The sequence below is a fragment of the Colwellia sp. MB3u-8 genome, assembly GCF_014076985.1.
Lineage (GTDB): Bacteria > Pseudomonadota > Gammaproteobacteria > Enterobacterales > Alteromonadaceae > Cognaticolwellia.
In genome coordinates, this window is sequence record NZ_JACGVA010000068.1 from 120,939 (window position 1) to 147,584 (window position 26,646).

Annotated in this window: 22 protein-coding genes and 1 pseudogene; 10 read left to right on the forward strand and 13 right to left on the reverse strand. The window is 40.4% G+C overall.

Going from position 1 to position 26,646, the window contains the following annotated elements:
• Positions 1–182 precede the first annotated feature (182 nt).
• From plsB to H4J54_RS13045, 3 genes are all read left to right on the forward strand, one after another.
• Entirely contained in the window at positions 183–2,624 is a 2,442-nt protein-coding gene (gene plsB / locus H4J54_RS13035) for a glycerol-3-phosphate 1-O-acyltransferase PlsB (RefSeq protein WP_182191323.1), read from the forward strand.
• Between the two features lie 1,409 nt (positions 2,625–4,033).
• Complete coding sequence (gene gltB / locus H4J54_RS13040; protein WP_182191324.1) at positions 4,034–8,641, forward strand: glutamate synthase large subunit; 4,608 nt, start codon at positions 4,034–4,036, stop codon at positions 8,639–8,641.
• A gap of 20 nt (positions 8,642–8,661) precedes the next feature.
• A complete protein-coding gene (locus tag H4J54_RS13045; protein WP_182191325.1) occupies positions 8,662–10,149 on the forward strand; it encodes a glutamate synthase subunit beta in 1,488 nt (495 codons plus the stop codon).
• A gap of 286 nt (positions 10,150–10,435) precedes the next feature.
• Here H4J54_RS13045 and ubiA read toward each other — a convergent pair whose 3' ends face one another.
• Together ubiA and H4J54_RS13055 are read right to left on the reverse strand one after the other, a co-directional pair.
• Entirely contained in the window at positions 10,436–11,296 is an 861-nt protein-coding gene (gene ubiA, locus H4J54_RS13050) for a 4-hydroxybenzoate octaprenyltransferase (protein WP_259367014.1), read from the reverse strand.
• A 12-nt stretch (positions 11,297–11,308) separates the two neighbouring features.
• The gene (locus tag H4J54_RS13055) at positions 11,309–11,875 is read right to left on the reverse strand and encodes a chorismate lyase (RefSeq protein WP_182191326.1); all 567 of its coding nucleotides are present in this window, start codon (positions 11,873–11,875) and stop codon (positions 11,309–11,311) included.
• Positions 11,876–12,199: 324 nt separating this feature from the next.
• Between H4J54_RS13055 and H4J54_RS13060 the strand changes: the two genes are divergently transcribed.
• Positions 12,200–12,580 (forward strand): flagellar basal body-associated protein FliL, encoded by a 381-nt coding sequence (locus H4J54_RS13060; RefSeq protein ID WP_182191327.1) that lies wholly within the window; start codon positions 12,200–12,202, stop codon positions 12,578–12,580.
• Between the two features lie 223 nt (positions 12,581–12,803).
• On the opposite strand, the gene glpG is transcribed toward H4J54_RS13060, so the two are convergent.
• The 4 genes from glpG to H4J54_RS13080 are packed head-to-tail and all read right to left on the reverse strand — an operon-like array spanning position 12,804 to position 16,247.
• Positions 12,804–13,706 carry a rhomboid family intramembrane serine protease GlpG gene (gene glpG, locus H4J54_RS13065; protein WP_259367013.1) on the reverse strand — a complete coding sequence of 301 codons (903 nt, stop codon included), beginning with the start codon at positions 13,704–13,706 and terminating at the stop codon, positions 12,804–12,806.
• Complete coding sequence (glpE, locus tag H4J54_RS13070) at positions 13,670–14,002, reverse strand: thiosulfate sulfurtransferase GlpE (protein WP_182191328.1); 333 nt, start codon at positions 14,000–14,002, stop codon at positions 13,670–13,672. Before glpE ends, glpG begins: the two co-directional genes overlap by 37 nt.
• On the reverse strand, positions 14,002–15,030 hold the full coding sequence (gene tdh, locus H4J54_RS13075) for an L-threonine 3-dehydrogenase (RefSeq protein WP_182191329.1): 1,029 nt from the start codon (positions 15,028–15,030) through the stop codon (positions 14,002–14,004). The genes glpE and tdh overlap by 1 nt, the downstream gene beginning before the upstream one ends.
• 2 nt (positions 15,031–15,032) lie before the next feature.
• Complete coding sequence (locus H4J54_RS13080; RefSeq protein WP_182191330.1) at positions 15,033–16,247, reverse strand: glycine C-acetyltransferase; 1,215 nt, start codon at positions 16,245–16,247, stop codon at positions 15,033–15,035.
• A 177-nt stretch (positions 16,248–16,424) separates the two neighbouring features.
• Here H4J54_RS13080 and H4J54_RS13085 point away from each other — a divergent pair, with 177 nt between their 5' ends.
• Complete coding sequence (locus H4J54_RS13085) at positions 16,425–16,853, forward strand: Lrp/AsnC family transcriptional regulator (RefSeq protein WP_182191331.1); 429 nt, start codon at positions 16,425–16,427, stop codon at positions 16,851–16,853.
• A 112-nt stretch (positions 16,854–16,965) separates the two neighbouring features.
• Positions 16,966–18,258: a lipid IV(A) 3-deoxy-D-manno-octulosonic acid transferase gene (gene waaA, locus H4J54_RS13090; protein ID WP_182191332.1), complete on the forward strand. Its 1,293-nt coding sequence runs from the start codon at positions 16,966–16,968 to the stop codon at positions 18,256–18,258.
• Positions 18,259–18,306: 48 nt separating this feature from the next.
• Here the strand turns inward: waaA and H4J54_RS13095 are convergent, their stop codons facing one another.
• The 3 genes from H4J54_RS13095 to H4J54_RS13105 are packed head-to-tail and all read right to left on the reverse strand — an operon-like array spanning position 18,307 to position 20,531.
• Entirely contained in the window at positions 18,307–18,933 is a 627-nt protein-coding gene (locus H4J54_RS13095) for a PepSY domain-containing protein (protein WP_310650107.1), read from the reverse strand.
• Positions 18,934–18,978: 45 nt separating this feature from the next.
• The gene (locus H4J54_RS13100; RefSeq protein WP_182191334.1) at positions 18,979–19,422 is read right to left on the reverse strand and encodes an NUDIX domain-containing protein; all 444 of its coding nucleotides are present in this window, start codon (positions 19,420–19,422) and stop codon (positions 18,979–18,981) included.
• A 20-nt stretch (positions 19,423–19,442) separates the two neighbouring features.
• Positions 19,443–20,531, reverse strand: a complete 1,089-nt coding sequence (locus H4J54_RS13105; protein ID WP_182191335.1) for a glycosyltransferase family 9 protein — start codon at positions 20,529–20,531, stop codon at positions 19,443–19,445.
• 48 nt (positions 20,532–20,579) lie between these two features.
• On the opposite strand from H4J54_RS13105, the gene H4J54_RS13110 reads away from it, so the two are divergent.
• A complete protein-coding gene (locus tag H4J54_RS13110) occupies positions 20,580–21,335 on the forward strand; it encodes a 3-deoxy-D-manno-octulosonic acid kinase (RefSeq protein WP_220464199.1) in 756 nt (251 codons plus the stop codon).
• 119 nt (positions 21,336–21,454) lie between these two features.
• On the opposite strand, the gene H4J54_RS13115 is transcribed toward H4J54_RS13110, so the two are convergent.
• Positions 21,455–22,111: a TetR/AcrR family transcriptional regulator gene (locus H4J54_RS13115; protein ID WP_182191336.1), complete on the reverse strand. Its 657-nt coding sequence runs from the start codon at positions 22,109–22,111 to the stop codon at positions 21,455–21,457.
• 172 nt (positions 22,112–22,283) lie between these two features.
• Here H4J54_RS13115 and H4J54_RS13120 point away from each other — a divergent pair, with 172 nt between their 5' ends.
• Both H4J54_RS13120 and coaD read left to right on the forward strand, forming a co-directional pair.
• A complete protein-coding gene (locus tag H4J54_RS13120) occupies positions 22,284–22,664 on the forward strand; it encodes a nuclear transport factor 2 family protein (RefSeq protein WP_182191337.1) in 381 nt (126 codons plus the stop codon).
• An 87-nt stretch (positions 22,665–22,751) separates the two neighbouring features.
• Positions 22,752–23,246 (forward strand): pantetheine-phosphate adenylyltransferase, encoded by a 495-nt coding sequence (gene coaD / locus H4J54_RS13125; protein ID WP_182191338.1) that lies wholly within the window; start codon positions 22,752–22,754, stop codon positions 23,244–23,246.
• A 372-nt stretch (positions 23,247–23,618) separates the two neighbouring features.
• On the opposite strand, the gene H4J54_RS13130 is transcribed toward coaD, so the two are convergent.
• Together H4J54_RS13130 and H4J54_RS13135 are read right to left on the reverse strand one after the other, a co-directional pair.
• A complete protein-coding gene (locus H4J54_RS13130) occupies positions 23,619–23,825 on the reverse strand; it encodes a cold-shock protein (protein ID WP_081150364.1) in 207 nt (68 codons plus the stop codon).
• A gap of 107 nt (positions 23,826–23,932) precedes the next feature.
• Positions 23,933–24,256 carry a hypothetical protein gene (locus H4J54_RS13135; RefSeq protein WP_182191339.1) on the reverse strand — a complete coding sequence of 108 codons (324 nt, stop codon included), beginning with the start codon at positions 24,254–24,256 and terminating at the stop codon, positions 23,933–23,935.
• A gap of 665 nt (positions 24,257–24,921) precedes the next feature.
• Here H4J54_RS13135 and H4J54_RS13140 point away from each other — a divergent pair.
• Positions 24,922–25,467 (forward strand): class I SAM-dependent methyltransferase, encoded by a 546-nt coding sequence (locus tag H4J54_RS13140; RefSeq protein ID WP_259367012.1) that lies wholly within the window; start codon positions 24,922–24,924, stop codon positions 25,465–25,467.
• A gap of 206 nt (positions 25,468–25,673) precedes the next feature.
• On the opposite strand, the pseudogene mutM reads toward H4J54_RS13140, so the two are convergent.
• Positions 25,674–26,480 (reverse strand): annotated as a pseudogene (gene mutM / locus H4J54_RS13145) (bifunctional DNA-formamidopyrimidine glycosylase/DNA-(apurinic or apyrimidinic site) lyase); the annotation flags it as partial.
• Positions 26,481–26,646 lie beyond the last annotated feature (166 nt).

A 26,646-nucleotide genomic window follows, 5' to 3' on the forward strand; every position in this document is an offset into this window, starting at 1 on the left:
TATTTTGACTTCATTTCAATAAATTCGTTATATTTCATTATGGTACTTGGTTTGAGTACTTTTAGCAGTTAATTATTAGCCGCTAAGAACGTGCATTGCAAGCCAAAATTTAGTCTTAGTATAAGAGACAACTTTTAAGCTAAGTGTTACAATAAACGATCAAATAAAGCTGAGTAAACAAGATGTTAGCCATTCGTAAATTATTTTATTTATTACTACGTTTACCGATAAAGTTATTCGTGCATTGCAAAGTGGTTGCCGATGAAATCATTAATCTAGGCCAATTAACCACTGAGCAACCGGTATTTTATGTGCTACGTCATCAATCGGCCAGCGATGTTTTATCGTTACGTACCGCTTGTAAAAAAGCCCATCTGCCTGACCCATTAGCGCCCGTGAATGTTGATGGTCAAATCTTGTCACGTTTGCTGTTTTTGGAAAAACCCACGGCATTATTTTATTGGCGCCAATCAACAAAAACTACGGCAATAGCGCAAGGGTTTGAATTGCTTAATGCTCACGCTAATAATGAAAAACTAGACGCGCTACTTATTCCAGCCAATGTAATTTGGGGACGTACTCCGACAAAAGAAAAAAACAATACTAATGTGGGTACGCTGTTAGCCGATCAAGAATCACCCAACTGGTTACGCAAATTTTTCATTGTTTTATTTTTAGGCCGCCATACCTTGGTGCGCTTTAGTGCCGCTATTTCATTTCGCCATATGGCAGATAAGCACGGTAGTGATGAAGTCAGTGCGCGAAAATTAATGCGCATTGCACGTTTTCACTTTCATCGACAAATTATTGCGGCCACAGGGCCCAGACTGATGCATCGTCAACAAATGTTCGCTAATTTAATCGTCAATCCCGCGATAAAACGTGTGATCAGTGAAGAAGCAAAAAATAAAAATATCACTGAAGCACAAGCTAAAAAGCAGGCCTTAGCAATCATGGATGAAATTGCCGGTGATTATCGTGATGTGACGGTACGTTTTGGCGAACGCATTCTGGGTTGGTTATGGAATCGCCTGTATAGCGGTATCGAAGTGAATAAAGCTGAACGCTTGCGCAACTTAGCGCAAGAAGGGCATGAAATTATCTACGTGCCCTGTCATCGCAGCCATATGGATTATTTACTACTCACTTATGTGATTTTTCAACAAGGCTTAGTCACGCCACGCATCGCGGCCGGCATTAATTTAAATTTTTGGCCAGCGGGGCCTATTTTTAGAAAAGCCGGCGCCTTTTTTATTCGTCGTAGCTTTAAGGGTAATCGGCTTTATTCCACTATTTTTCGTGAATATTTAGGTTTACTTTTTGAACGGGGCTACCCAGTTAAATATTATTCTGAAGGTGGACGTAGCCGAACAGGTCGATTACTGTCGCCAAAAACCGGTATGCTTGCCATGACTATTCAAAGTATGCTGCGCGGTATTGACCGACCATTAACCTTAGTGCCGGTTTATCTTGGCTATGAACACGTGATGGAAGTGGGCACTTATCATAAAGAATTGAGTGGCAGCCAAAAAAAGGGTGAGTCGATATTTGGCGTGATTAAAGCGATACGAAATTTGCGTAACTATGGTAAAGGCTACGTTAACTTTGGTGAGCCGATTAATGTTAATCAGTTTCTAAATAATCAGGTACCTGATTGGAAACAAGCCATTGACCCCATTGATCCACAAAAACCTAAATGGCTAAACCCCAGTGTTAACTTATTAGCACAGCAAGTTATGACCTCAATTAACCAATGCGCGGCATTAAATGGCGTTGCTTTAGTATCACTGATTTTACATGCAACAGAAAATAAAGCCTTATCTAAAACAGAGTTAGTCAGCCAACTTGATTTTTTCATCGCCATGCAACGTTTTGCGCCATACCATGTTGAATTAACCATACCAGATGACAGCGGTGCAGCATTGTTAGAGCACGTAATTTTGCTCAATAAAGTGACGGTAAACCAAGACAGTTTTGGTGAAATTATTTCTTTAACTGATAGTGCAATCTTGGAGCTGCGTTACTATCGCAACAATATTTTGCACACCTTTATATTGCCATCACTGGTTTGTCGTTTACTAGAGCGCAACGCAAAAATTAGTCAAGACAGTTTACTTGGTCAAGTTCAGCGCTTAATAGCATTATTAAAAACAGATTTATTTTTATGGCAATCAGCCGATGACGTTGCGCAACAAGTAGAAGCTGTTTGTCAGTTTTTGGCACAAGAGGGCATTGCAACACAAAGCAAAGCCGGTATTTGGTCATTAAGCAGTGGCGATGAAAGTCGGGCAAAAATACGTTTAATAGCAGAATGTGTTAATGAAACTATGCAACGTGTTGCCATTATTACCTCACTACTGAGTCAATTAGCACCCATTAAAAAGCTTGAGTTAAATGAAAAAGTAGTGGCTATTGCTCAACGTTTATCCGTATTAAACAATATCAATGCGCCTGAATTTATTGATAAAAAGGCGCAAGCAACATTAATTACCGCGATGAAAAATCAAGGCTATATCCTGTTAGATGACAACGATAAGTTAGTGGATAGCAGCACGCTAGGCTTATTAAAAAGCTCAGCGAGTAATTTAGTTGATATCGAGGTTCTACAAAGCATTGTCCGCTAGTGCTATTTGCTAGTACTAGCCGCTATATTGCTTTTTACAACCGTTCGTTGTGTTAACAGCAAGTAGCCCATTATGCGGGTGGATAAGGTTTGAAAAAGGCTTAAATGTCTAACTCATAACGTGGTAAAGCCGCAAGCTGATAGGCCTCATTAATCGGCAAAGGTGGAAGTGACGCTGCTGTTGCTGTTTTAGGCTCACGGCTAAAGGCGCTAATGCAATCGATGTTCTAGTTAATGGCATACCCCAATAGGCGGTGTGTTGTCGCTTGTAATCGTTTTAATGGCCTTAACTGTAAAAAGCATCTTGTCTGCTTTTTTGGCCGTGGATTTGCCATGGTCTGAACATCAGCACTTAAGGCGACTATTTCACCCTAACATGGACTGCTAACCTACTTAGTTTTATTTTAAAAACCTTTCTTGATGATGTTTCACCCTAGTAGCCAAAGCTGACCATCTACATCTACATCGACCTCTACCATTAGCTGTTACTACTTTATATAAGCTGGGCTATTAGCATTAAGCTGATTAAGTTTTAGCCCTTGCTGGCTGGTAATCATTTATTGGGATTTTTGCACTGCTGCACTGAGCATGAAAAAGTTTATATTGAACTGACTCGCGATTACCCTTGCCTTACTGAGATAAGGTTGGCTATTAATATCACCTTAGCTTTTATTTTGGCTAATGTAGCCAATATAAATTTTATCTTACAGTTGATTTTTTGTGCCGAAATGTCATATGTTTATTCTGAACCGCTAACTTTTTAGTGCTTATAGCCGATCAAAATTTAAGCTAGATGTCGGGGGGATAAGCAAAAAAACACTCAAAAAGGTTAAAATTAGTCTCATGGCGACAACTGCAAAGACGAAAATATAGCCAAAATATGACTTGGTTGGCTGAGCGTTACTTTTATTACCCCCAAATCATATTAGTAGGCAATGCCTTAAAGTGAGACAACTTCTAATGAATAAAACCCTTGTAAAAATATAATGCTTTTCTTTGCAGTTAAGCTAAATTTAAACTATATATGCAATATAAAGAGTATCTTATAAAAAAATAAATTAGCTAACGTGTCTTGATAAAACTAAATTTAAAGACTTTGAGGGTAAGTGTAAATAGTTTTTAATATCAATTTAGCACTATGTATATGCAAATAATCAGAATATAAATTCACATTAGAGTTGACTCAGAGCCATTTTACAGATAATTTTCCCGGCCGCTTTAAATAATGATTTTCATTAATGGCATATCGTCTCATAAAAACTCAGTAGAAGTTTTGCGATAGATGTTCAAGAAATTCAAAGTAATAATCTGAAGGATCAGTAGCGCACACTTTGAGCATTAAAAGTAGATGACTTAATTAGCAAAGACAATTTAGCTAATAGCAATCGCTTAATGAAATAGGAATGAGTAATGAATGATATGAGTAAAAAACCCCAAGGCCTTTATCGCGCCGAGTTTGAACATGACAGTTGTGGCATTGGCTTTGTTGCCAACCTAAAGGGTAAAAAATCTCACGATATTATTGACAATGCACTCACTATGTTGAGCTGTATGGAACATCGTGGTGGTACAGGTTTTGACGTGAAAAGCGGTGACGGTGCCGGTATTCTTATTCAAATACCTCATGATTTTTTAAGCGCAGAAGTTGCAAGCCTAGGTTTTACCTTACCCGATGCTGGAGATTACGGCGTCGGCATGATCTTCTTTCCGCGCTCAAAAGCGCAAAGTGACGCGTGTAAAAGCATATTAAACCAAAATATTACTGACCTGGGATTAACCTTGATAGGTTATCGTGATGTCCCAGGTGACAACTCTATGTTAGGCGCTGCGGCACTTGACAGCGAGCCGAACATAGAACAGGTGTTTATTGCCAAGCCAGAAAAACTAACAGCACAAGAATTTGAGCGCAAGTTGTTTGTTTTGCGCAAATACACTTCGCATAAAATTAATGCCACTATTGCCGAAGAACGTGACGAGTTTTATGTTACCTCAATGTCGTCAACTAAAATTGTGTATAAAGGCCAGTTTACCACGCAGCAAGTTCGCCAATATTATCTTGATCTGCAAGACGAGCGAACTATCTCTGGTATGGCGATGTTCCACTCACGTTTCTCAACCAACACTTTTCCTGCTTGGCGTCGTGCGCAACCGTTTCGTTATATCGCCCATAATGGTGAAATTAACACAGTACGCGGTAACATCAACTGGATGAATGCCCGTGAAGCATTGTTTAGTTCAGTTAATTTTAGCCCTGCTGAATTAAACATGTTGAATCCAGTTTGTAATAACGATAACTCTGACTCTGCCAACCTTGATATGGCCATTGAGTTATTGGTGCTAAGTGGACGTTCGCTAGCGCAAGTCATGATGATGATGGTGCCAGAAGCATGGCAAACGCAAACAGATATGGATGCGACCAAACGCGCATTTTATGAGTATTATGCTTGTATTATGGAGCCGTGGGATGGCCCAGCCTCGTTATCGTTTACCGATGGCAATATTATTGGCGCCACGCTAGATCGTAACGGTTTACGTCCTTCGCGTTACTTGTTAACTGACGATGGTACCTTAATCATGGGCTCTGAAACGGGCACCTTGTGTGTTGATCAATCAACCGTGGTGGAAAAAGGTCGTTTGCAACCGGGTAAAATATTCATTGCTGACTTAAAGCAAGGTCGCATCATTAGTGATGACGAAGTAAAGCAAGAAGTTAGCTCAGCACAGCCTTATGGTCAGTGGGTAGCAGAAAATAAAATTGAGTTAGATCAATTACCGGTATCAGCGGCTTCTATTGCACAGCCGCCCTTAGCAGAATTGCGTAAAATACAAAAAGCCTTTGGTTATACCAGTGAAGATCTTAACTTAATACTGGCCGGCATGGTGGGCACGTCGAAAGAGCCATTAGGCGCTATGGGCACAGATACGCCATTAGCCGTACTGTCACATCGTCCACAGCAATTATCACATTATTTTAAGCAGTTGTTTGCTCAGGTGACTAACCCACCCATAGATCCGATTCGTGAAGAGTTAGTGATGTCATTGCGTGGTTATATCGGTAAGTCACTTAACTTACTAGAAGAAACCGCCGCGCATTGTCATAAAGTTGAAATTGAGCAACCAGTACTGACCAACGAGCAATTACGAAAGTTACAGCATATTGATAATGATCATCTGCAATCAAAAACTATTAGTATTACGTTTAAAGCGAGTGGTAAAGCTGGTGCGCTTAAAAATGCACTGGATCGGGTTTGCTTATACGCCAAAAATGCGGTTGAAGACGGTTATGCCTTATTAATACTAAGTGATCGTGAAGTTGACAGCGACCATGTCGCTATTCCATCGGTATTAGCAACCGCAGCTGTGCATCATTATTTAATTCGTGAAAATTTACGCTCTTACGCTGATATTATTCTTGAATCTGCTGATATTCGTGAGACGCACCATTTTGCCACCGTTATTGGTTATGGCGCAGCAGCGGTAAACCCCTACTTAGCACTAGAAAGTATGTATGGTTTACGTGATGAAGGCGTACTTGATAGTCAATTATCAAACGCGCAAATCACCGACAAATATACTAAAGCCGTTGGTAGTGGTTTATTGAAAACCTTCTCTAAGATGGGTATTTCAACATTACAGTCGTATTTAGGTGCGCAAGTTTTTGAGGCCTTGGGTATTAACGCTGAAGTTGTTGATAAGTATTTTACGGGTACTGTCAGTCGCATCGAAGGCTTAAGCCTAGATCAAATCGCTCAAGAAGCGCTATTACGCCATCGTGAAGGTTTCCCTGAAGCGAGTCGTATTGCCATTGAAAACTTATTGCCAACCGGTGGTGAGTATTCATGGCGTCATGATGGCGAACGTCATCTATTTAGCCCAACGGTTATTCGTTTACTGCAGCATTCAACCGCCAGTAACGATACTAATCAATTTAAGCAATACACCAAAACAGTGGATGATCAGAGTAAAGAAGCTTTTACCTTACGTGGTTTACTTGAATTTAGTAGTGATCGCGCTTCCATTCCATTAAGTGAAGTTGAACCGATTGGAAACATTTTCAAACGCTTTGCCTCTGGCGCTATGTCATTTGGTTCAATCTCGTGGGAAGCACATACTACGCTAGCTATTGCAATGAACCGTATTGGTGGTAAGAGCAACAGCGGTGAAGGTGGTGAAGACCCGATTCGTTTTACGCCGTTAGAAAATGGCGACTCGATGAATTCGCGCATCAAGCAAGTTGCTTCGGGTCGTTTTGGCGTGACCAGTCATTATTTAGCTAATGCTGATGAGTTACAAATCAAAATGGCGCAGGGCGCTAAACCGGGTGAGGGTGGTCAGTTACCGGGTGATAAAGTTGATGCTTGGATTGGTAAAACACGTGGTTCAACACCCGGTGTTGGCTTGATTTCACCGCCACCACATCATGATATATATTCTATTGAAGATTTATCGCAGCTTATATTTGATCTTAAAAATGCTAACCGCGATGCCCGTGTTAACGTTAAATTAGTCTCTGAAGCCGGTGTGGGTACGGTCGCATCAGGTGTGGCCAAAGCTTATGCTGATGTGGTGTTGATTGCCGGTCACGATGGCGGTACAGGCGCTTCACCATTGAGTTCAATTAAACATACCGGCTTGCCGTGGGAACTTGGTTTGGCTGAAACCCATCAAACTTTGGTACGTAATAAACTGCGTAGCCGAATTACCGTACAAACAGATGGTCAACTTAAAACACCGCGCGATTTAGCGATTGCTACCTTGCTTGGTGCAGAAGAGTACGGCATGGCAACTACTGCGTTAGTGGTTGAAGGTTGTATCATGATGCGCAAGTGTCATTTAAATACTTGTCCTGTTGGCGTAGCAACACAAGATCCAGGCCTGCGAGAGCGCTTTACCGGTCGTGCCGATATTTTAGTGAATTTCTTTACCATGATGGCGGAAGGTTTACGTGAAATCATGGCTGAGTTAGGTTTTAGAAGTATTGAGGAAATGGTGGGTCAGACTCAGTGTCTTAAGCAACTTGAAAATGTGGACCATTGGAAATACAAAGGTGTTGATTTAACGCCGTTATTGCACAAAGTAGAGTGCGATGAGAACGAAACACTTTATCAATCAATTAATCAGAAACATCTGATTGACGATATTATTGATCGCAAGATGATAAAAGATGCGCAAGCCGCGCTTGATAGTCAGAAAAGCGTTTCTCTTGAATATGATGTTATCAATACCGATAGAACGATTGGCGCGATGATTTCTAATGAAATCTCTAAAAAATATCATGCTGAAGGTTTACCAGAAAACACCATTAAGGTGAAGTTCAACGGTTCAGCGGGTCAAAGTTTTGGTTGTTTCTCAGCTAAAGGCCTGCATTTTGAACTGGAAGGCGATGCCAATGATTACTTTGGTAAAGGCCTGTCGGGTGCAAACCTGGTGGTATACCCAAGCAAACAAGCCAAATTTTCAGCCAGTGAAAACATCCTAATTGGTAACGTTGCCTTCTTCGGTGCAACCTCAGGTACTGCTTTTATACGTGGTATTGCTGGCGAACGTTTCTGTGTGCGTAACTCGGGTGCTACCGCCGTTGTTGAAGGTGTTGGTGATCACGGTTGTGAATACATGACGGGCGGTAAAGCCGTTATCCTAGGCACAACAGGTCGTAACTTCGCGGCGGGTATGTCGGGTGGTGTCGCTTATGTCCTTGATAAGAACAATGACTTTGCCCCTAAATGCAACATGGAAATGGTTTCATTAGAAACGGTTGATACCGAGGCTGAAAGTCTCGAATTAAAAGCCTTAATTACTCAGCATTTTGACGCTACTGGCTCAGATGTTGCCAGTGCATTATTGAGCGATTGGAGCAACAGCGTTAAGCGTTTCGTGAAAGTTATGCCAGTTGATTACAAGCGTATGCAAGGCTACATGAATGACGTACGTGAAAGCGGTAAGTTCGAGTCAGAATATGACGTAGCCGTTCAAGCATTCGATATCCATTTAAACAACATAGCTAGCGCAAAAGCTTAAGCTGCCAAGGAGAATATATTATGGGAAATCCAACAGGATTTATCAACGTAGGTCGTGCCTTGCCAACTGAACGCGATCCAAGCGAGCGCTTAATTGATTGGCTTGAAGTCTATGAAGAAATACCACTGGCCGATATTGAGCAGCAAGCTTCTCGTTGTATGGACTGCGGTGTGCCATTTTGTCAGTCAGCGAAATCAGAGTTTGCTCCGGTAGTGGCGGGTTGTCCGGTTAACAACATTATTCCTGAATGGAATGACTTGATTTACCGAGGACGTTGGAAAGACGCCATCGAGTTATTGCATAAAACTAATAACTTCCCTGAGTTTACTGGGCGAGTATGTCCAGCACCTTGTGAGGGGGCTTGTGTACTGGGTATCAATGCGGACCCAGTAGCGATTAAGCTGCATGAAAAAGAAATTATTGATCATGCCTTTAAAGAAGGTTGGGTCGTTGCCCAGCCGCCATCAGCGCGTACCGGTAAAACTGTTGCTGTTATTGGCTCAGGCCCTGCTGGGCTAGCTGCCGCGGCGCAGCTGAATAAAGCGGGTCATATGGTTACTGTCTATGAGCGCGCTGATCGTATCGGGGGTTTGCTCATGTACGGTATCCCCAATATGAAGTTGCAAAAAGAGCTAGTGCAACGTCGTGTTGATATTTTAGCTGAAGAAGGCATAGTTTTTGTCACTAATACCCAAGTGGGTACAGACATTAGTGCAGCACAACTTGAAAGCGATTTTGATTCTGTTGTGCTATGTGTTGGCGCAACCGTACCGCGCGATTTACCGGTTGAAGGTCGTGAACTTAAGGGTGTTCATTTTGCTATGGACTTCTTGAAAGCGAATACTAAAAGCTTACTCGACAGCGAACATAAAGATGGCCAGTACATTAATGCTCAAGGCAAAAATGTCGTGGTTATTGGTGGTGGTGATACCGGTACTGATTGTATTGGCACCTCATTACGTCATCAATGCCAAAGCGCTATTCAACTAGAAATTATGCCATGTCCTCCAGGGCAACGTAGTGCAGACAATCCTTGGCCAGAATGGCCAAAACGTTTGTTGGTTGATTATGGTCAAAAAGAAGCGATTGCCGTTCAAGGTCAAGACCCTCGTCAATATTTAGTGATGACTAAAAAAATTGAAAGTGACGACCAAGGTAATGTTAAAGCGGTTCATACGGTTAATATAACTTGGCAGCGCAATGACAAGGGCCAAATGTTTCCACAAGAAGTTGCTGGCAGCGAAAAAGTTATTCCGGCTGATATCGTACTCATCGCTATGGGCTTCATGGGTCCTGAAGGTGGCTTGATTGAGCAGTTCGGCCTTGAGCAAGACAATCGCTCCAACATAGCGGCAGAATACGATAAATTTGCTACTAGCAAGCCAGGCGTGTTTGCTGCCGGTGATGGTCGCCGTGGTCAAAGTTTAATTGTTTGGGCTATTGATGAAGGTCGTCGTTGCGCTCGTGAAGTAGATACTTACTTAATGGGCAGTAGCTACTTACCTTAAGGTAATACTGACAAACACTTTGAGTGTAAAGTGATTAATGATTAAAAAAGTCCTAGCGTTTTATAACGCTAGGACTTTTTTATGTGCAGGATGTACGGTATGCCGCGAGCACATGGATGTGCAGGAGCGGCGCATATCAGGATGTACGGTATGCCGCGAGCACATGGATGCGCAGGAGCGGCGCATATCAGGATGTACGGTATGCCGTGAGCACATGGATGTGCAGGAGCGGCGCATAAAAGGATTTAGGGTATGTAGCTAGCACAGGCAAAGCCACTTAAAAACCTTATAAATACTCAACCATCACACCGATGAAGACAATTAAACCGACATAATGATTATTTAAAAAAGCTTGAAAGCAACGGTCACGGTCACGGCCGGCAATTAAAATTTGTTGATAGCAGAAAAAGCCTGCAGCAATCACTAATGACAACTGAAAAGGCCAACCAAAGGCTAAAATATCACCAACGGTAAATAATAAGCCTAAGGTCATTAATTGTAAAAATAAGATAATACGTTTATCACGTTCAGCAAAGACGATCGCTGTCGATTTTACGCCAATTCTTAAGTCATCATCACGATCGACCATAGCGTACATAGTGTCGTATGCGGTAGTCCATAAAACGTTGGCGGTAAATAAAAGCCAAGCGGTAACCGGTATTTGACCTTGCTCTTGGGCAAAAGCCATAATCATGCCCCAACTAAAGGCTGCGCCTAACACTAGTTGTGGAAAATGGGTTATACGTTTCATAAACGGATAACTGGCCGCTAATATAACCGCCACGACAGATAGCATAATAGTGTAATTACTTAAGGTTAGCACTAAGGCAAAAGCCAGTAAAATGAAGGTTGCAAACAACTGCAAGGCTTCATTACTCGACAAAGCGCCAGTGACTAACGGCCGATTTTGCGTACGTTTAACGGCACCATCAATTTTTTGGTCGGCATAATCATTAATAATACAACCGGCGCTGCGCATAAAAAAAACACCTAGGCTAAACACTACTAGCATATGTAATGACGGCCAACCATCAGAAGCAATCCATAAGGCCCAGTAAGTTGGCCAAAGCAACAAGTAAGTGCCAATGGGCTTATCCATACGGGTAATTTGTGTGATAGCAATTATTTTTTTCTTCAAGTCACTCAAAGCAATACTCTTTTATTTTTGATAGGCAATGGCATTAGGTAAAAATATTTCTGCCACCATTAAGGGTTTATCATCAAGTACAAAAACCGAACGACGGCCCCAAAGGGCTTGTTGAGTATTTTTTAAGGTTAAATAATTGACGAGATTAATCACACTAGAATCTTGGTCAAACACCGCCACTTGAATTTTTTTGCGCCGTAAATCGGGATGGTTAAATAATACCTGCCCTAAAGATTGCGTACCCAAATGCGCTAACTCTTGCTGAGCACCGGTTAAAGAGCTTAAAGGCAATAAACTTCGGGCGAATACTTGTGGAATATCGTCACAATACAATAATACTTCGCGAACCAACACCTGCTCGCCCGCGGTAATATCATCATTGGCTTCAACCGCATCACAGGCTTGTATGCATTGGCCTAGCACTTCGACACGAAATTGTTGACCATGGCATTTCAGTCGTGCGGTTAATGAACTAGGATCGAGTAACCAATCGCGTAAGCTAATGGGCAGGGTAAAGTTTTCTGGTGGCTGCCAGTTTGCGACCATTTGCACAGGAAATAATACATGCTCTGTTGTCATACTTGAACACTATTTAACGAAAAACGACGTATGATAGCGTTTAGCATGACAAAAATACAGTGTACTCCCCGTATTGCATAATGCTGACTTACCCTACTGACTTACGCCCGTAGATATTAGCGATTTTAGGCCAGTACTATTAGTTAGGTATTTAGTTAGGTATCAGTTTGATATTAGCTAGCTATCAGTCAGATAAGCGTCAGATCAAAAAATCGCTAAATAACTCAACGTATGATCAAAATTCAGGTTATCATTTAGTCGCAATCACCTATTTACTGTCTGACTATAAATAGTTAATTTATTAACCCATTTGAGTTTTAGTGTATGAAAACATCCATTGTTTTAATGTTAGTACTGCTCAGTTCGTCTTTTGCCAAAGCGGCTGATTATGCTTACTTTGGCTTTGAACCTTCGATAGTGACTAATTACGTGGCCGTTAAGAAAAAAATGGGCTATGTTCGCCTAACGGTAGAGTTGATGATTGAAGACTCGGTTAATTATACGATTGTTGAGCATCATGCACCCTTGCTGCGTGATGCCATTATTAATATTATTGGTCAACAACCCGAGTCAAAAATAAAATCAATCAATGGTCGCCATGAAATACAGCGTTTGTGTGAAGAGAAAGTTAAACAATTATTAGCAGAAGAAACAGGTAAGCCATTAATTAAAAAATTGTTATTCACTCAATGGTTAGATAACTAAAGGCTACTCAATCAAATCCCCATCATTAATACCCAGAGTGTTTGATGAAAACACATGCACAGCTATTTTATTCACTGTGTGAGTTATGGCTTAAAATAAGTGACAATTTCGATATTTATTTAATCATTACTCACACGAGTGATTAAATAAATATCTTACCTTTCGCGATGTTCCCTACATATAAAGTCAATTAGCCTAATTAATGCAGCAGGTATTACTCATATCAGCTAGTGTGTTTTTTATCTTGTAAAACGTGAATATAAGCCAGTAAACAACCACTGAGCAAACCTAATAAATGTGCGGTGTTCGCGACATTAATTGGCATTAAGTTGGTATAACCTAATAATAACCAAAACAACATAAAGCCAATAATGGCTTTAGGCAGTGATAGACCTTTTTCTGGCTGCAACCAGCCCAGCCACCATACATAGCCAACCAATGCATATACTACGCCCGATAAACCACCAAAGTTGGGTCCATCAACAAAAAATTGCCCAACATTAGACACCAGTGCAGAAATAATCAGTAACTTGACTAAGCTAGCTTTTCCCATCACTTGCTCAACAGAACCACCCAATTGCCACCACCACATAGTATTAAAAATAAGATGTAACCATGAGAAATGAAAAAAAGCGGGCCCAATTAACCGATGAGGTGCTTGTAATACCGCATCAAAGCTTAGTTGTGGGTAGAATTGTAAATAATGAAATATTGTATTGCCCCAACCAAAATTACTGGCAAGAAAAACCAACCAACATAAGATGAAAACCACTGAGGTGACCATACCCGCATGAGCAAAAAACTGGGTTTTAAAACTGCTCAATAAGGCAGGAGAACTTGAGTTAAGCTCTGTCACATGACTATTTTGCCAGGCGGCTTGCTGATATTTAGCTTGGTAAGGCTCAGCGATAAATTGCTCAAACTCTTGTTGAGCAAAATCATATTGATCAGCTTGGCAATAGATAACAAAACCTGCCTCTTCATTTTGCACCTGCGCCTGAACATCAACTGTGTTCAGGTAGTTGCAAAACAGTAAGGCAATATTGTGTTGTGTGACTTTTACCAGGGGCCTTAGCGCTTGTTGCAACATTAGCGAGCAACAGCATCCGGATGTTGCAACTGCCAATCAGTAAAACCGCCATCCAAAGAATAAACCTCGGTAAAGTCTTGGCTGATCAGAAACTGCGCCGCTTGTTGACTTGAAATACCGTGATAACAACACACCACTACAGGGGCGTCAAAATCAGCGGTACGCAAAAATTCAGCTAAACTATCATTAGTTAAATGTATAGCGTTAGGGATATGCCCTGATTGAAACGAAGCTGGATCACGAATATCCACCACCACATGCGTATCACTCGCTAACGTTTGATGCAGTTCACTGATTTGCATATGTTTAAAAACTTCTTCGCTACTTGCCATTATTTTTCCCAGTTTAAAATTACTTTTCCCGATTGCCCTGAACGCATGATATCAAAACCTTGCTGAAAATCATCAATATTAAAGTGATGAGTGATCATCGGCGATAAATCTAGGCCTGATTGAATTAAAGTGGCCATTTTATACCAAGTTTCAAACATCTCACGGCCATAAATGCCTTTGATGGTTAAGCCTTTAAAAATAACCTGACTCCAGTCAATCGCCATATCCTGTCCAGGAATACCTAACATAGCAATTTTACCACCATTATTCATCTTGTCTAACATATCGATGAACGCCATAGGTACCCCTGACATTTCCATACCCACGTCAAAGCCTTCAGTCATGCCTAGATCGTTCATCACATCAGTCAGTTTTTCTTTAGTGACATTAACCGCACGAGAAGCACCCATTTTACGCGCTAAGTCTAAACGGTATTCATTAACGTCTGTTATCACTACATGACGCGCACCGACATGCTTTGCCACCGCGGCTGCCATAATACCAATAGGGCCAGCACCCGTGATTAACACATCTTCGCCCACTAAATCAAACGACAGTGCGGTATGAACCGCATTACCAAAGGGGTCAAAAATAGCCGCTAAGTCATCTGAAATTTCATCAGGTAATTTAAAGGCGTTAAAGGCGGGCAGCACTAAATATTCAGCAAAAGAACCTGAGCGATTTACGCCGACACCAACCGTATTACGACATAAGTGTGTGCGACCTGCGCGGCAGTTGCGACAATGACCACAAGTGATATGGCCCTCACCAGAAACGCGGTCACCCACGGCAAAGCCACGTACTTCTTGACCCATGCCAACCACTTCACCGGCATATTCATGGCCGACCACCATAGGGACAGGAATCGTTTTTTGTGCCCATTCATCCCAGTTATAAATATGAATGTCGGTACCGCAAATAGCGGTTTTTTTAATTTTGATCAGCAGATCGTTATGACCTACTTCTGGTATAGGTGAATCTGTCATCCAAATACCAGGTGCAGACTTTAATTTCGCTAATGACTTCATGTTTAACCCTCAATCACTTTCATTTCTTTACCAATGCGCACAAAGGCTTCAATGGCTTTATCTAATTCAGCTTTGGTATGAGCAGCAGAAATTTGTGTACGAATACGCGCTTGACCTTTAGGGACGACAGGGAAAGAGAAGCCAATGACATAAATGCCTTCAGCTAATAAACGATCAGCCATAGCGCTTGCTACTTTGGCATCACCCAGCATAACCGGAATAATAGCGTGATCAGCACCGGCACAGGTAAAACCGGCTGCTTCCATTTGGTTTCTAAAATAGGCAGCGTTGTCTTTTAATGTTTTGCGTAATTCGCCACCTTCGGCTAATAAATCAATCACAGTAATTGAGGCATTAACAATCGCAGGGGCTAATGAGTTAGAAAATAAGTAGGGACGTGAACGTTGACGTAACCATTCAACCACTTCTTTTTTCGCCGCAGTGTAGCCACCTGATGCGCCACCCATGGCTTTACCTAACGTACCCGTAATAATATCAACACGACCCATAACATCGCAGTATTCATGGCTGCCACGGCCTTGTTCACCAACAAAACCCACTGCATGTGAGTCATCAACCATGACCATGGCGTTGTATTTGTCAGCTAAATCACAAACCGCTTTAAGATTGGCAATAACGCCGTCCATCGAAAATACCCCGTCGGTAGCAATTAACTTAAAACGGGCACCGGCGGCATCAGCCTCAATTAAACGCGCTTCAAGTTCAGCGGCGTCATTATTGGCATAACGAAAGCGTTTTGCTTTACATAAACGTACACCGTCAATGATCGAGGCATGGTTAAGTGAATCACTAATAATCGCGTCTTCAGGCCCTAACAAGGTTTCAAACAAACCGGCGTTAGCGTCAAAACATGAAGAATACAAAATAGTATCTTCCATACCTAAAAAGGTGCTTAATTTTTGCTCTAAGGTTTTATGAATGTCTTGTGTGCCACAAATAAAACGCACTGAAGCCATACCAAAACCGTGCTCATCTAAACCTTGTTTAGCGGCGGCAATTAATGCGGGGTGATTTGCTAAGCCTAAATAGTTGTTAGCACAAAAGTTCACTACAGCTTCGCCGGTGTTAACCGCCATTTGTGGTTGTTGCGCCGTCGTTATTACTCGTTCAGCTTTATATAAACCATCTTCTTTCACTTGGTTTATTTGCGTGGTTAAATGGGCATAAAAATTGTTGGTGCTAGCAGAATCGGTCACATTAATTCCTTAAAAAATAAAAGTCTTTCAATGACGTTATTATCCGCCCTGACCATGACATAAAAAAGTGACATTACTTAATAATTTGTCTTTTTTTATAGTCAAATTGACATATAACTATGTCAAAGTGTAATATTATGGATGTTTTCTTGCTTTCTGCCATTTTAGGAATGCCCATTGTTAACTGAAAAAGATGAAGAATTACTGTCAATATTACGGCTCAATGCTCGAGCTAGTGTGTCTGACATAGCCAGAGCAACCGGTGTTTCAAGAACAGCGATACAAAACCGACTGAATAAGCTTGAAAATAATCATGTTATTGAAGCCTATAGTGTCGTTTTAGGCCGTGAATATACCAACCAATTAATTACTTCTAATGTGTCATTAAAAGTAAACCCAAATTTGCGAAAAACTATCTGCTTAGCCTTGCGAAAAGTTCACCAAATCAGTCATATATATTCCATTAGTGGTGAATACGATTTATTAGTGTCAATACAAGCGAGTACCTTAGAGAAGCTAAATGAAGTACTCAACATGGTTTGTTCACTTGAAGGCGTAGCCAGAACTAATTCATCCATTATTCTTGATACTATTTTTAAACGTTAATATCTGCTTATACATGAGATTAATATCAGTCCATATCCGAGATTAAAGTGAAAGTTCAGCAGTCGCTAGGTATACTGTACAACATTGATTTTTAGATTTTTGAGCTGGTTAAGTGCGTTTTACTCTCGCTTTATTTTTATACCGATTATTATTTCTTATCTTAACACCGCTACTTTTGCTGGTATTATTGTTGCGCTCGATAAGTCATCAAGCTTATCGACAACGCTTACCTGAACGTTTGGGTATGCAGGAAAAAATTTTTCAGCCCAACGGCATTATTGTTCATGCGGCCAGTGTGGGCGAGGTTATCGCCTTACAACCTTTTATCTCCCAACTGCTGAGCAACTACCCTCAAGTGCCCATTACAGTCACTACTTTTACACCCACAGGCTCAGCACAAGTGCAAAAATTATTTGCTGATAAAGTGCAACATTGTTATTTACCGCTAGACAATATTTTTTCTACCACTTTATTTTTAAAACGCTTAAAGCCCAAAGCGATGATTTTTATGGAAACTGAATTATGGCCAAATTTAATCACTCAGTGCGCAAATCATGATATCAAACTGATGTTAGTCAACGGCCGATTATCCGACAAATCCATGCACAGCTATAAAAAAATCGCTTGGTTGATCACCCCAACTATTCGCTGTTTTGACAAAATATTAACCCAAAGCCAAGTCAATCAAGATAACTATTTGGCGATGGGGGCCAACGCAGCAAGGTGCGCGTTATCAGGTAACTTAAAATTTGATATTTCGTTAAATCATGATGTAGCGACTAAACAACAAGCGTTAAGCACTTTATTGGTAGACCAGCGTAAAATTTGGTTAATAGCCAGCACACATCCTGGTGACGAAATACTGGCATTAAAGGCCTTTGAGCAAGTAAAGCAGCAAGACAGTAACGCCTTACTGATTATTGTTCCACGACACCCTGAGCGCTTTGAACAAGTCGTTAAACTCGCAGCAGACGCCGGTAATCAAGTGCTCAGACGCAGCCAAAAACAGCCGGTAACACTCAATACTAATGTATGGGTTATTGATACCTTAGGTGAACTACTCGCAACATGCGCACTAGCTAACGTAGTTACCATGGGGGGCAGCTTTAGTGATATAGGCGGTCATAACCCATTAGAGCCGGCATTATTTCAAAAGCCAGTCATTGTCGGTCCAAATATGAGTAACTTTAAAGAGATTTTAGCGCAGCTAATTTCAGCACAGGGCATAGTGCAACTTAATGAAAATAAGGCTATGGCGCAAGCGCTAGCGCAAGAAGTTATACGCTTGCTGGTTGACGAAACTAGCGCACAAACACTGGGTCGAAATAGCTATAAAGTCGTGCAGGCAAACCAAGGCGCAACGGCGCAGTCTTTAATTGCACTGCAAACCTTACTAACATCATAAATGCTTGGGTCAATCTTAGTCTTAACTTCAGTAGCTTCAGCGTTAAGGCTAAGAGCGCGGCTTAATATAAAGCCTAACCCCTAAAACAGTGAGCGAAATCAACAAGAGTAGACCGAATATACCTAATACTTGATTGATGCCCTTGAACGGTGTCCATTGCAAATAATGTACTTGGTACAGTAAGTTAATTAATTGGGTGTCTTGCCCAGTTTGGCTTAATGTTAGGGTATGCCAATCAAGCGTTACCTTCACGCCTGTGCTGGTTTGTGCTGATAAACCATCAACACGTTCAATGTCGCCATAACGCGCTTTATTGTCGCTAAAAGCATCATTTAACAGCGCTTTAAACTGTAAGTTTGTTGGCGCTGGTTTATTGAGTAGTGATACTGGGTCTAAATGCTCAACTTTATGGCTAGATTTGACCAAGAGATGAGCCCCTAAAATAGTGTTAACTAACCTCACTTCCTGCCAGTTTTTCTTTGGAGTAACGCTCAACACTTGACTCAAAGGGTGACGTTTTACTGATAATTGTTCATAAGCGCCCTGATAGCCGGGTTTAATAAAAAATACTAATCCGGTCAGTGTCCAACCCAACATAGGTAACACTAAAGTCAGGCCAATGAGTTTATGCAGCTTTCTACTTTTCATGTCTAACTTCTTTTTTTTATTGGTTATTGGTTTGGCATGGTGATTAACAGGTTAGCCGGACTCATTAATCAATTATGCTTTAGTCCGTGCTTGTGCTACTTCTTGTAATAACACAGGTATGGAAAAATCTGCTTGTTTATCTAAAGCTAACGGAATTAACCACTGTAAATTTGGAATGATATTGCTTGGCAATTCCGTTAGTTTAATAATATGTACGGGTTCTTGCTCAATGGTTTTAGCACTAAAAGCAAGATCAGAATGTGCAAAATAAACATCGACATCATAACAATGGGACCGGTATATTTTTGCATAACAGGTCCAATCAGCTTCGGTGGTTGTAACGCCAGTTTCCTCAATAAATTCTCTGACCATGGCATCAACTGATAACTCATTAGCTTCAATTTTCCCGCCAACACCATTAAATAAACCACACTGCCATGGCGGATTTGTTTTCTTGATTAACACCAGATGACTCGCGTCTTGAGAGAACAAAAACCCGGTAACATATTTTTTCATAGTTAGACCTAAATGCTGGCTTAGAGCAACTCTGGATAGTTATCATAAATAAGGCGATCAATGGTTTTCTTTACTTGAGTAATGCTAATTTGCATCATTAAATCTTTACCTTTAGCACGGGTACCCCAAGGCAGTTCTTCAACGTTTTTGTTATATTGCACCTTGATTGCTGCAGCATAAGCACTGACCACATATTGTGGATACAAGTAAGGACCTGTGCGTTTGGGATTGCTGTGAGCATATAAACCTACAACCGGTGTTTCAACCGTCACCGCCATATGAGCTGGGCCCGTATCGGGTGCCACCACAAGGTGAGCAATCTTTAATACCGCTAACAACTGTTTTAGACTAGTTTGACCGACCAAATTCTGTATTTCATTTTCACCCGGGCTAAAGTTACTGCGACTAATGATTGCCTCGGCAAGTAATTTTTCCATTGTGGTTGGGCCGCCACAAATCACCACTTTAAAACCACAAAGGCTTAAATGCTCGGCTATTTGCGAGTATCCTTCAGTATGCCAATTACGTTCTGCTTTACTGGCTGCAGGGCAAATAACGGCAATGGGTTTGCTGGCAGTATTCGCGGCACTGAGCTTTTCACTCGCCCATAACTGAATGTCATCTGTTAACGGCATTTGCCATAAGGGTGCAGTAACTTCCAAACCTAGCGCTTTGGCAAAGCCCATAAAACCGTCCAGCACATGAGGCTGATTTTGCGGCGCTATTTTTTTATTGGTGAATAACCATTGGCCCTCTTTTGCGCGTTGGCGATCAAAGCCAATTTTGACCTTGGCTGAAATACATAGGCTAGCAATACTAGCGCGCAGTGCTACTTGCATATGCAGCAAAACATCAAATTTATGGCCTTTAAGGTTTTGCCTCAAATCGCGATAGCCTTTTAGGCCGGCACGTTTATCAAAAATAACAAACTCAACGCCAACCATATCTTGTAATAAGCTCGCTTCAATCTTGCCTATTACCCAAGTGATTTGGGTTTCTGGCCATTGTCGCTGAATACTTTGTACCATAGCCACCGCATGACATACGTCACCAATGGCAGATAATCGCAATAAACATAAATTTTTCGGAGCAGATAATTGACCCAGCATAAAGGATTCACCACAATAGGAGCATAAATATAATATAGGCCTATTATCTTGAACCAGCCCGCAATTGTAAAACCTTGTCTTGAAAAATTTTTTCAGCAAGGCGATGTTTATTGTCGATACGACAGTGATGAAGTCAGCACTTTTATACCTGAAATGCTTAATAGCGATTATTGGCAAGCAAAAAATAGTGTCGTGGGCAGTGCTCAAGGTCGTGGCACTACTTGGTTTATTGCTACTGAAAATGCTATGGGCACGGTGCGAAACTGGGTGTTGCGTCATTACTATCGTGGCGGTTTAATTGGCAAAGTAATTAACGATCAATATTTATATACCGGCATGGAAAATACGCGTGCGGCTCGTGAGTTTGCTTTACTCAAATCCATGCGGGCATTAGGCTTACCCGCGCCAAAACCTATTGCTTTTCGGGTGATTAAAAATGGCTTGTTTTATCGCGCTGATTTATTATCATCCCGGATTGAAAATGCCAGTGATTTGGTCGGCTTGCTCAGTAAGCATGCAATCAATGATTTGCTGTGGCAACAAATAGGTAAGGTAATAAAGGCTTTTCATCAGCAAGGTATTTATCATCATGATTTAAATGCTCATAACATTTTAGTTGATGACAATGATCAGGTTTGGTTGATCGATTTTGACCAAGGTGAACAGCGTAAACAGCAGACTAAATGGCCAGCAGAAAATATGGCTAGACTACTGAGATCGTTTCGCAAAGAAAATAACAAGATAACGAACTTTCAATGGTGTGAAAAAAATTGGCAAGCGTTATTAAACGGCTACCAGTCTTAGAAGTTAAGTTATGGCTATAGCAGGGGGGGGCCGGAAGTTTGAGTTATGACGAACTGAAAGTACTTTGAGTAAGTAGTTTCAGTTAGTCATTTAGAGCTTATGCATGACTGATACAGTAGTTAAGCGACCTCTAAGCTATTTTGACAACGTTGACGGTACATAGCACGAGCTTCTAAAAATTCATCCTTAGCTTCATCGCTAATGTAAGGCTGAATTATGACTAATATTTTCAATACCCCTTGATAGAATACGGCGTCGTTAATTTCGTTATCATTATTTTGTGTTTGATAAAAACTGAGCCAGAAAGTGTTCACTAAACGTAAAATACTGACAATATCAGGCAGGTCTTCATCTAAAAAATCCATCATTTTTGCGTTACGTAGCGACAGTAACAATTCACTTACCCGTTGTGCAATAAAGCCTTGTACTTCAACATATTTATCGTGCAATAAAGGATTTTTTGCTAGCAGTACGGGTAAATTACTATAAAAGAAACGAAACTTCATCATCGCCTGAAAGACCACATCCATATACAAAATAATGGCATCAAGTGGTTTTACATCAGGGCTCACTTCCGGCATGGTTTCTATTAAAAGGTTGCGCGCATACTCTTCATAGATAGAAAGTATAATGTCTTCTTTATTGCGAAAGTGGTAATACAGATTACCTGGGCTAATACCAAGATCAGCGGCAATGTGATTGGTGGTAACATTACGCTCACCTTGTTCATTAAATAAGACAATGCTGGCTTGAATTATTTTATCCCGAGTTTTCATGGACACTACTTCTTATATTGGTTGTCAGATATTTTTCCATCATACTATCAAAATCAGCGAAAATTAAAGCATTTCGAGTAAATACTTTAAGTAAGCTTAATGTTGACACCTGTTAGATTTGGTTGCATCTTAGCTTACAGTGAAAAAAAACTAAACAAAAGGAATAATAAAAATGCTTAATAATTGGCACACTCTGATACAAAATAAAGCGATTGATCAGGTTTCTACTTTGCTTGCTGACGACGTCACCCTATTTTCACCTGTTATCCATACACCTATCCAAGGAAAAAAAATGGTCAGCATGTACTTAACGGCGGCCTTTCATACATTTTTAAATGGTACATTCAATTATGATCGAGAGTTTTCAGGCGATAATTCAGCCGTATTAGAGTTTTCGTTAAACGTGCAGGGTATCGACATCAATGGTATTGATATGATCACATGGAATGAACAAGGAAAAATTACTGAATTCAAAGTAATGATCCGCCCTTACAAAGCGTTAAATATGATTAATGATCAAATGACGACCATGTTAGCTAAGCTGAAACAATAGGGCTGTGTTTAAATTATTTGATTGCTTTGAAATTAGCGGCTTCAACAATTACAATAGATTTTTACTCATTTGAAAATAGCTAAAATTATGTCAGTTAAAGCGATTTATCCAGGTACCTTTGATCCTGTCACCAACGGTCACACCGATTTAATAGAACGCGCAAGCCACTTGTTCAGTGAGGTTGTTGTTGGTATTGCCGCTAGCCCGAGTAAACAGCCACATTTTGATTTAGCCCAACGGGTTGCTTTACTTGAAGCAGTCACCAAACATTTACCGAACGTTACCATCGCAGGTTTTAGTGGTTTATTGGTAAATTTTGCTAAAGAGCATCAAGCAAAGGTGCTAATTCGTGGTTTACGTGCGGTTTCTGATTTTGACTACGAATTTCAGTTAGCCAATATGAATCGACGTTTAGCCCCGGATTTAGAGTCGGTATTCTTAACACCCGCCGAAAAAAATTCTTTTATATCTTCAACTTTAGTTAAGGAAGTGGCGTTGCACAATGGTGATGTCAGCGAGTTTGTTCATCCGGTTGTAAAACAAGCACTTGATAGCAGTATGCGAAAAAATACAAAACAATAAGCACAATATTGCGCTCTGTTGTTTATTATCATGTAGGCAAATGAACAATAGTCGCTTATTTGCCATTTTTGAGCGTAGAGCCACAAGTACCAGATATAAAGGCATTATGCTTATCTCGTCAGTAATGGCGTAGGTAACAGGGGAAGTGAAAGTAAAAATGGAAATGAAAGGGTAATAAAAGCCAGATTTTCTCTTAATAAATATAAATAAGCGAGTACGTATTACGCACTCGCTTATTTAACCTTACGCTGGATAAGTGTTTCATAGTACTTAAAATTTAAATATATGAATTAACTTTATGCCTAATAACGACGTTACATCGAGATCAGGTCATTGGCTTATCCTTAGCTCAGGTTACTTATGTGCTAGCGCTTAAACAGCAACTACTTTATTAGCACATGGACCTTTTTGACCTTGGCCAACTTCAAACTCAACAGCTTGGCCGTCGGCCAATGTTGCGTATTCACCACCAGATTGGATCTCTGAATGATGAACAAATAAATCTTTGCTGCCATCTTCTGGAGTAATAAAGCCGAAACCTTTATCTGCATTAAACCACTTAACTATACCTTTGCTCATATTATTCTCTTTGTCTTCGGTGAAAAATATAATTCTGACTTGCTATCACCATTACAAATCAGAACTTAAAATTATTTGCGCTATTTTAGCGAAAAACAGTTTACGCTTTAACGTAGCTTACCATTTTTATTTTTAGTGTTAGCGACCTTTCGTGCTATAGCAAGTAACTCAGATGAAATATCATCGCTACCCGCTTTTATTAACTTGCTGACATCACCCGAAGAAAATAGCGAACCACGCTCAGACTTTACGCCTAACGAACGCACAAAATCTTTTGTTTTACCGGTACTAGCTGTCGAAATATATTGAAAAATAATTTGTTCATTAAAGCTCTGCGGCTCTGCTTGCAAGGTAGCAATTTCATCGTTAATTGATTTAACTTCTAACGTTAAGTTTTCAATTAATTCGGCAATATTTTCATAAGATTTCATTAAGTTATTTAACCTGATATTTGAATAAGAGTTCTGTAAACAACTAAAAACCTGTCATATGTATTGATTTATAATCCCAATAATGAAACTTTAGCGCTTTTCAGGCATTTTATAAAGTAATAGGCTCTAATACTCATAAAACAACACCAATGGGCGTTAAAAGTGCCTTAATAGGCAATTCATTTATCGACAGCTCAAGTGATTTATCTCTTACCGGATTATCTGAATTTATTTATGGCGTTCACTTTACAAGCGATAAAATACTTTTGTTAACAGTATCAGTGCCAAAATCAGTATAACCATACTGTGCAAAACACTATTGTACAGTGAATGAAAGTGAGTAAATAGCTTTTGAATGCCAATACTTTATGAAACAGTTCATTTTTTGTAAAGTATTGCTGGCCACACAAGCTTTTATCATGAGTGAATTCAATCAGGTTGGTATTAATTTTCTTTTAAATCCAAGCGATTAGCTTGGCTTATTGGCTCAAGATTAAAGAACTCTGCTCTGGGCAGCTTTAATCGTGTTTATTTACTTGGCAATGATATTTAACATTATCGCAATGATTAGCCAAGTAAAAACAGCAAAAGGCATTGCATAAGCAAAAAATCATGGTTAACGTATGACTAAAAATAGTGATACCTGCCAGTCGTGGAATTAACCCTTGATAATATTTGATGTTTTACTGTTAATCGCTATGGCGTTTATTGCCATGTCGTTAATATACAGCACCCTAAAGTTGGGTATATCCCCGATGCCAAGCTCAAAGAAGGCCTATAAAGCCATGCTAGCATTAGCGGATGAAACAGGTACTGGCCCTATTGTTGATTTTGGCAGTGGTTGGGGCAACTTTGTGATACCTATGGCCAAGCGTAATCCCCACAGGCAAGTTATTGGCTATGAATTGTCTTTACTGCCGTGGCTTAGCTCAATATTACTTAAAAAAATAGGGCGTTTAAAAAATCTCACCTTGTATCGGCAAAATTTTTATCAGGTAAACGTACCAGCCTCAGCAGTCATCGTTTGTTATTTATATCCGCAGGCAATGCACAAAATCAAGCATAAACTACTGACCAAACAACCCAAGGTTGACTTTCTGATCAGCAATAATTTTGCCTTGCCATCATGCCAACCTGAAAAAATAATACGGCTTGATGACTTCTATAAATCACCAGTTTATTTGTATAAAATTGCTAAATTAAAAGCTTAATTTACCGCCTTTAATTTACCGCCTTTAATTTACCGCCTTTAGTTCAAGAATAAACATGGGAGCCCTGAACTTTTTTTAATCTGTTATTGGTTAGCGCTTTTGCTTTTAAGCGCTTTTTTCTTAACGGCAAGCTGTTTTGTGGTGGTTTTTACTTTTTCTTTCAGCTTTGTATTCTGTACATTTTTAGGGGTATTTTCTGGTAATACTTGGCATTGTGGACAAAACACTGAGCTGCGATTAGATTGACGAATTTCTTCTAATACGCTTTGACAGCCATCACATTGCTGACCGGCACGGCCATAAACAAAAAGTTTTTGGGCAAAATAACCTGGTTTACCGTCTGCTTGTGTAAAGTCTTTTAAAGTAGTGCCACCGAGTGCAATGGCCGCAGCGAGTACCCGCTTAATAATATCGGTTAATTCATTAAACTTCGCTTCACTGATACTATTCACTAGCCTAGCAGGATGAATGCTGGCGATAAATAGTGCTTCATTGGCATAAATATTACCAACGCCTACCACAACATGATTATCCATTAAGAAGGTTTTAACCGGCACTTTTCGGTTACCGGCTTTGGCAAATAAATGCCCATAAGTAAAGTCATCTGTTAGTGGCTCTGGCCCCAATTTGGTCAATAAGCCTTGCAAGTCATGATGTTCAGGAAACCACAATACAGCACCAAAACGGCGCGGATCATTTAATCTCAACATTTTGTCGTTTGCAAATAATAGCTCAAAATGGTCATGCTTTATCGCAGGCGTGTCGTGCTCAAGAATGCGCACTGACCCCGACATGCCTAAATGTAATAACAAGGTGCCACTAGAAAACCTGAGCAATAAATATTTAGATCGCCGCTCTATTTTTTCTAAGGTTTGCCCAACAACACTATGCACTTCATCAGGAATAGGCCAGCGTAATTTTGCATTGCGAACCACCACGTGGGCCACTTCCTGCCCTGAAATATGGGGCGTAATACCTAAACGACAAACTTCAACTTCTGGTAACTCTGGCATAATACTCTTATATCTCTGAATTTTAGCTATTTAATAATAAATTGGGAGGGGGAGGCAATTTTAAATACAAGTGATAGTATTCAGGGGTATTAACCCCAGAACACCACGCGACAAGGATTATAGCATGGCTTAAAGCGGGTCTTTTTAATTTAAAAAGGGAATTTAG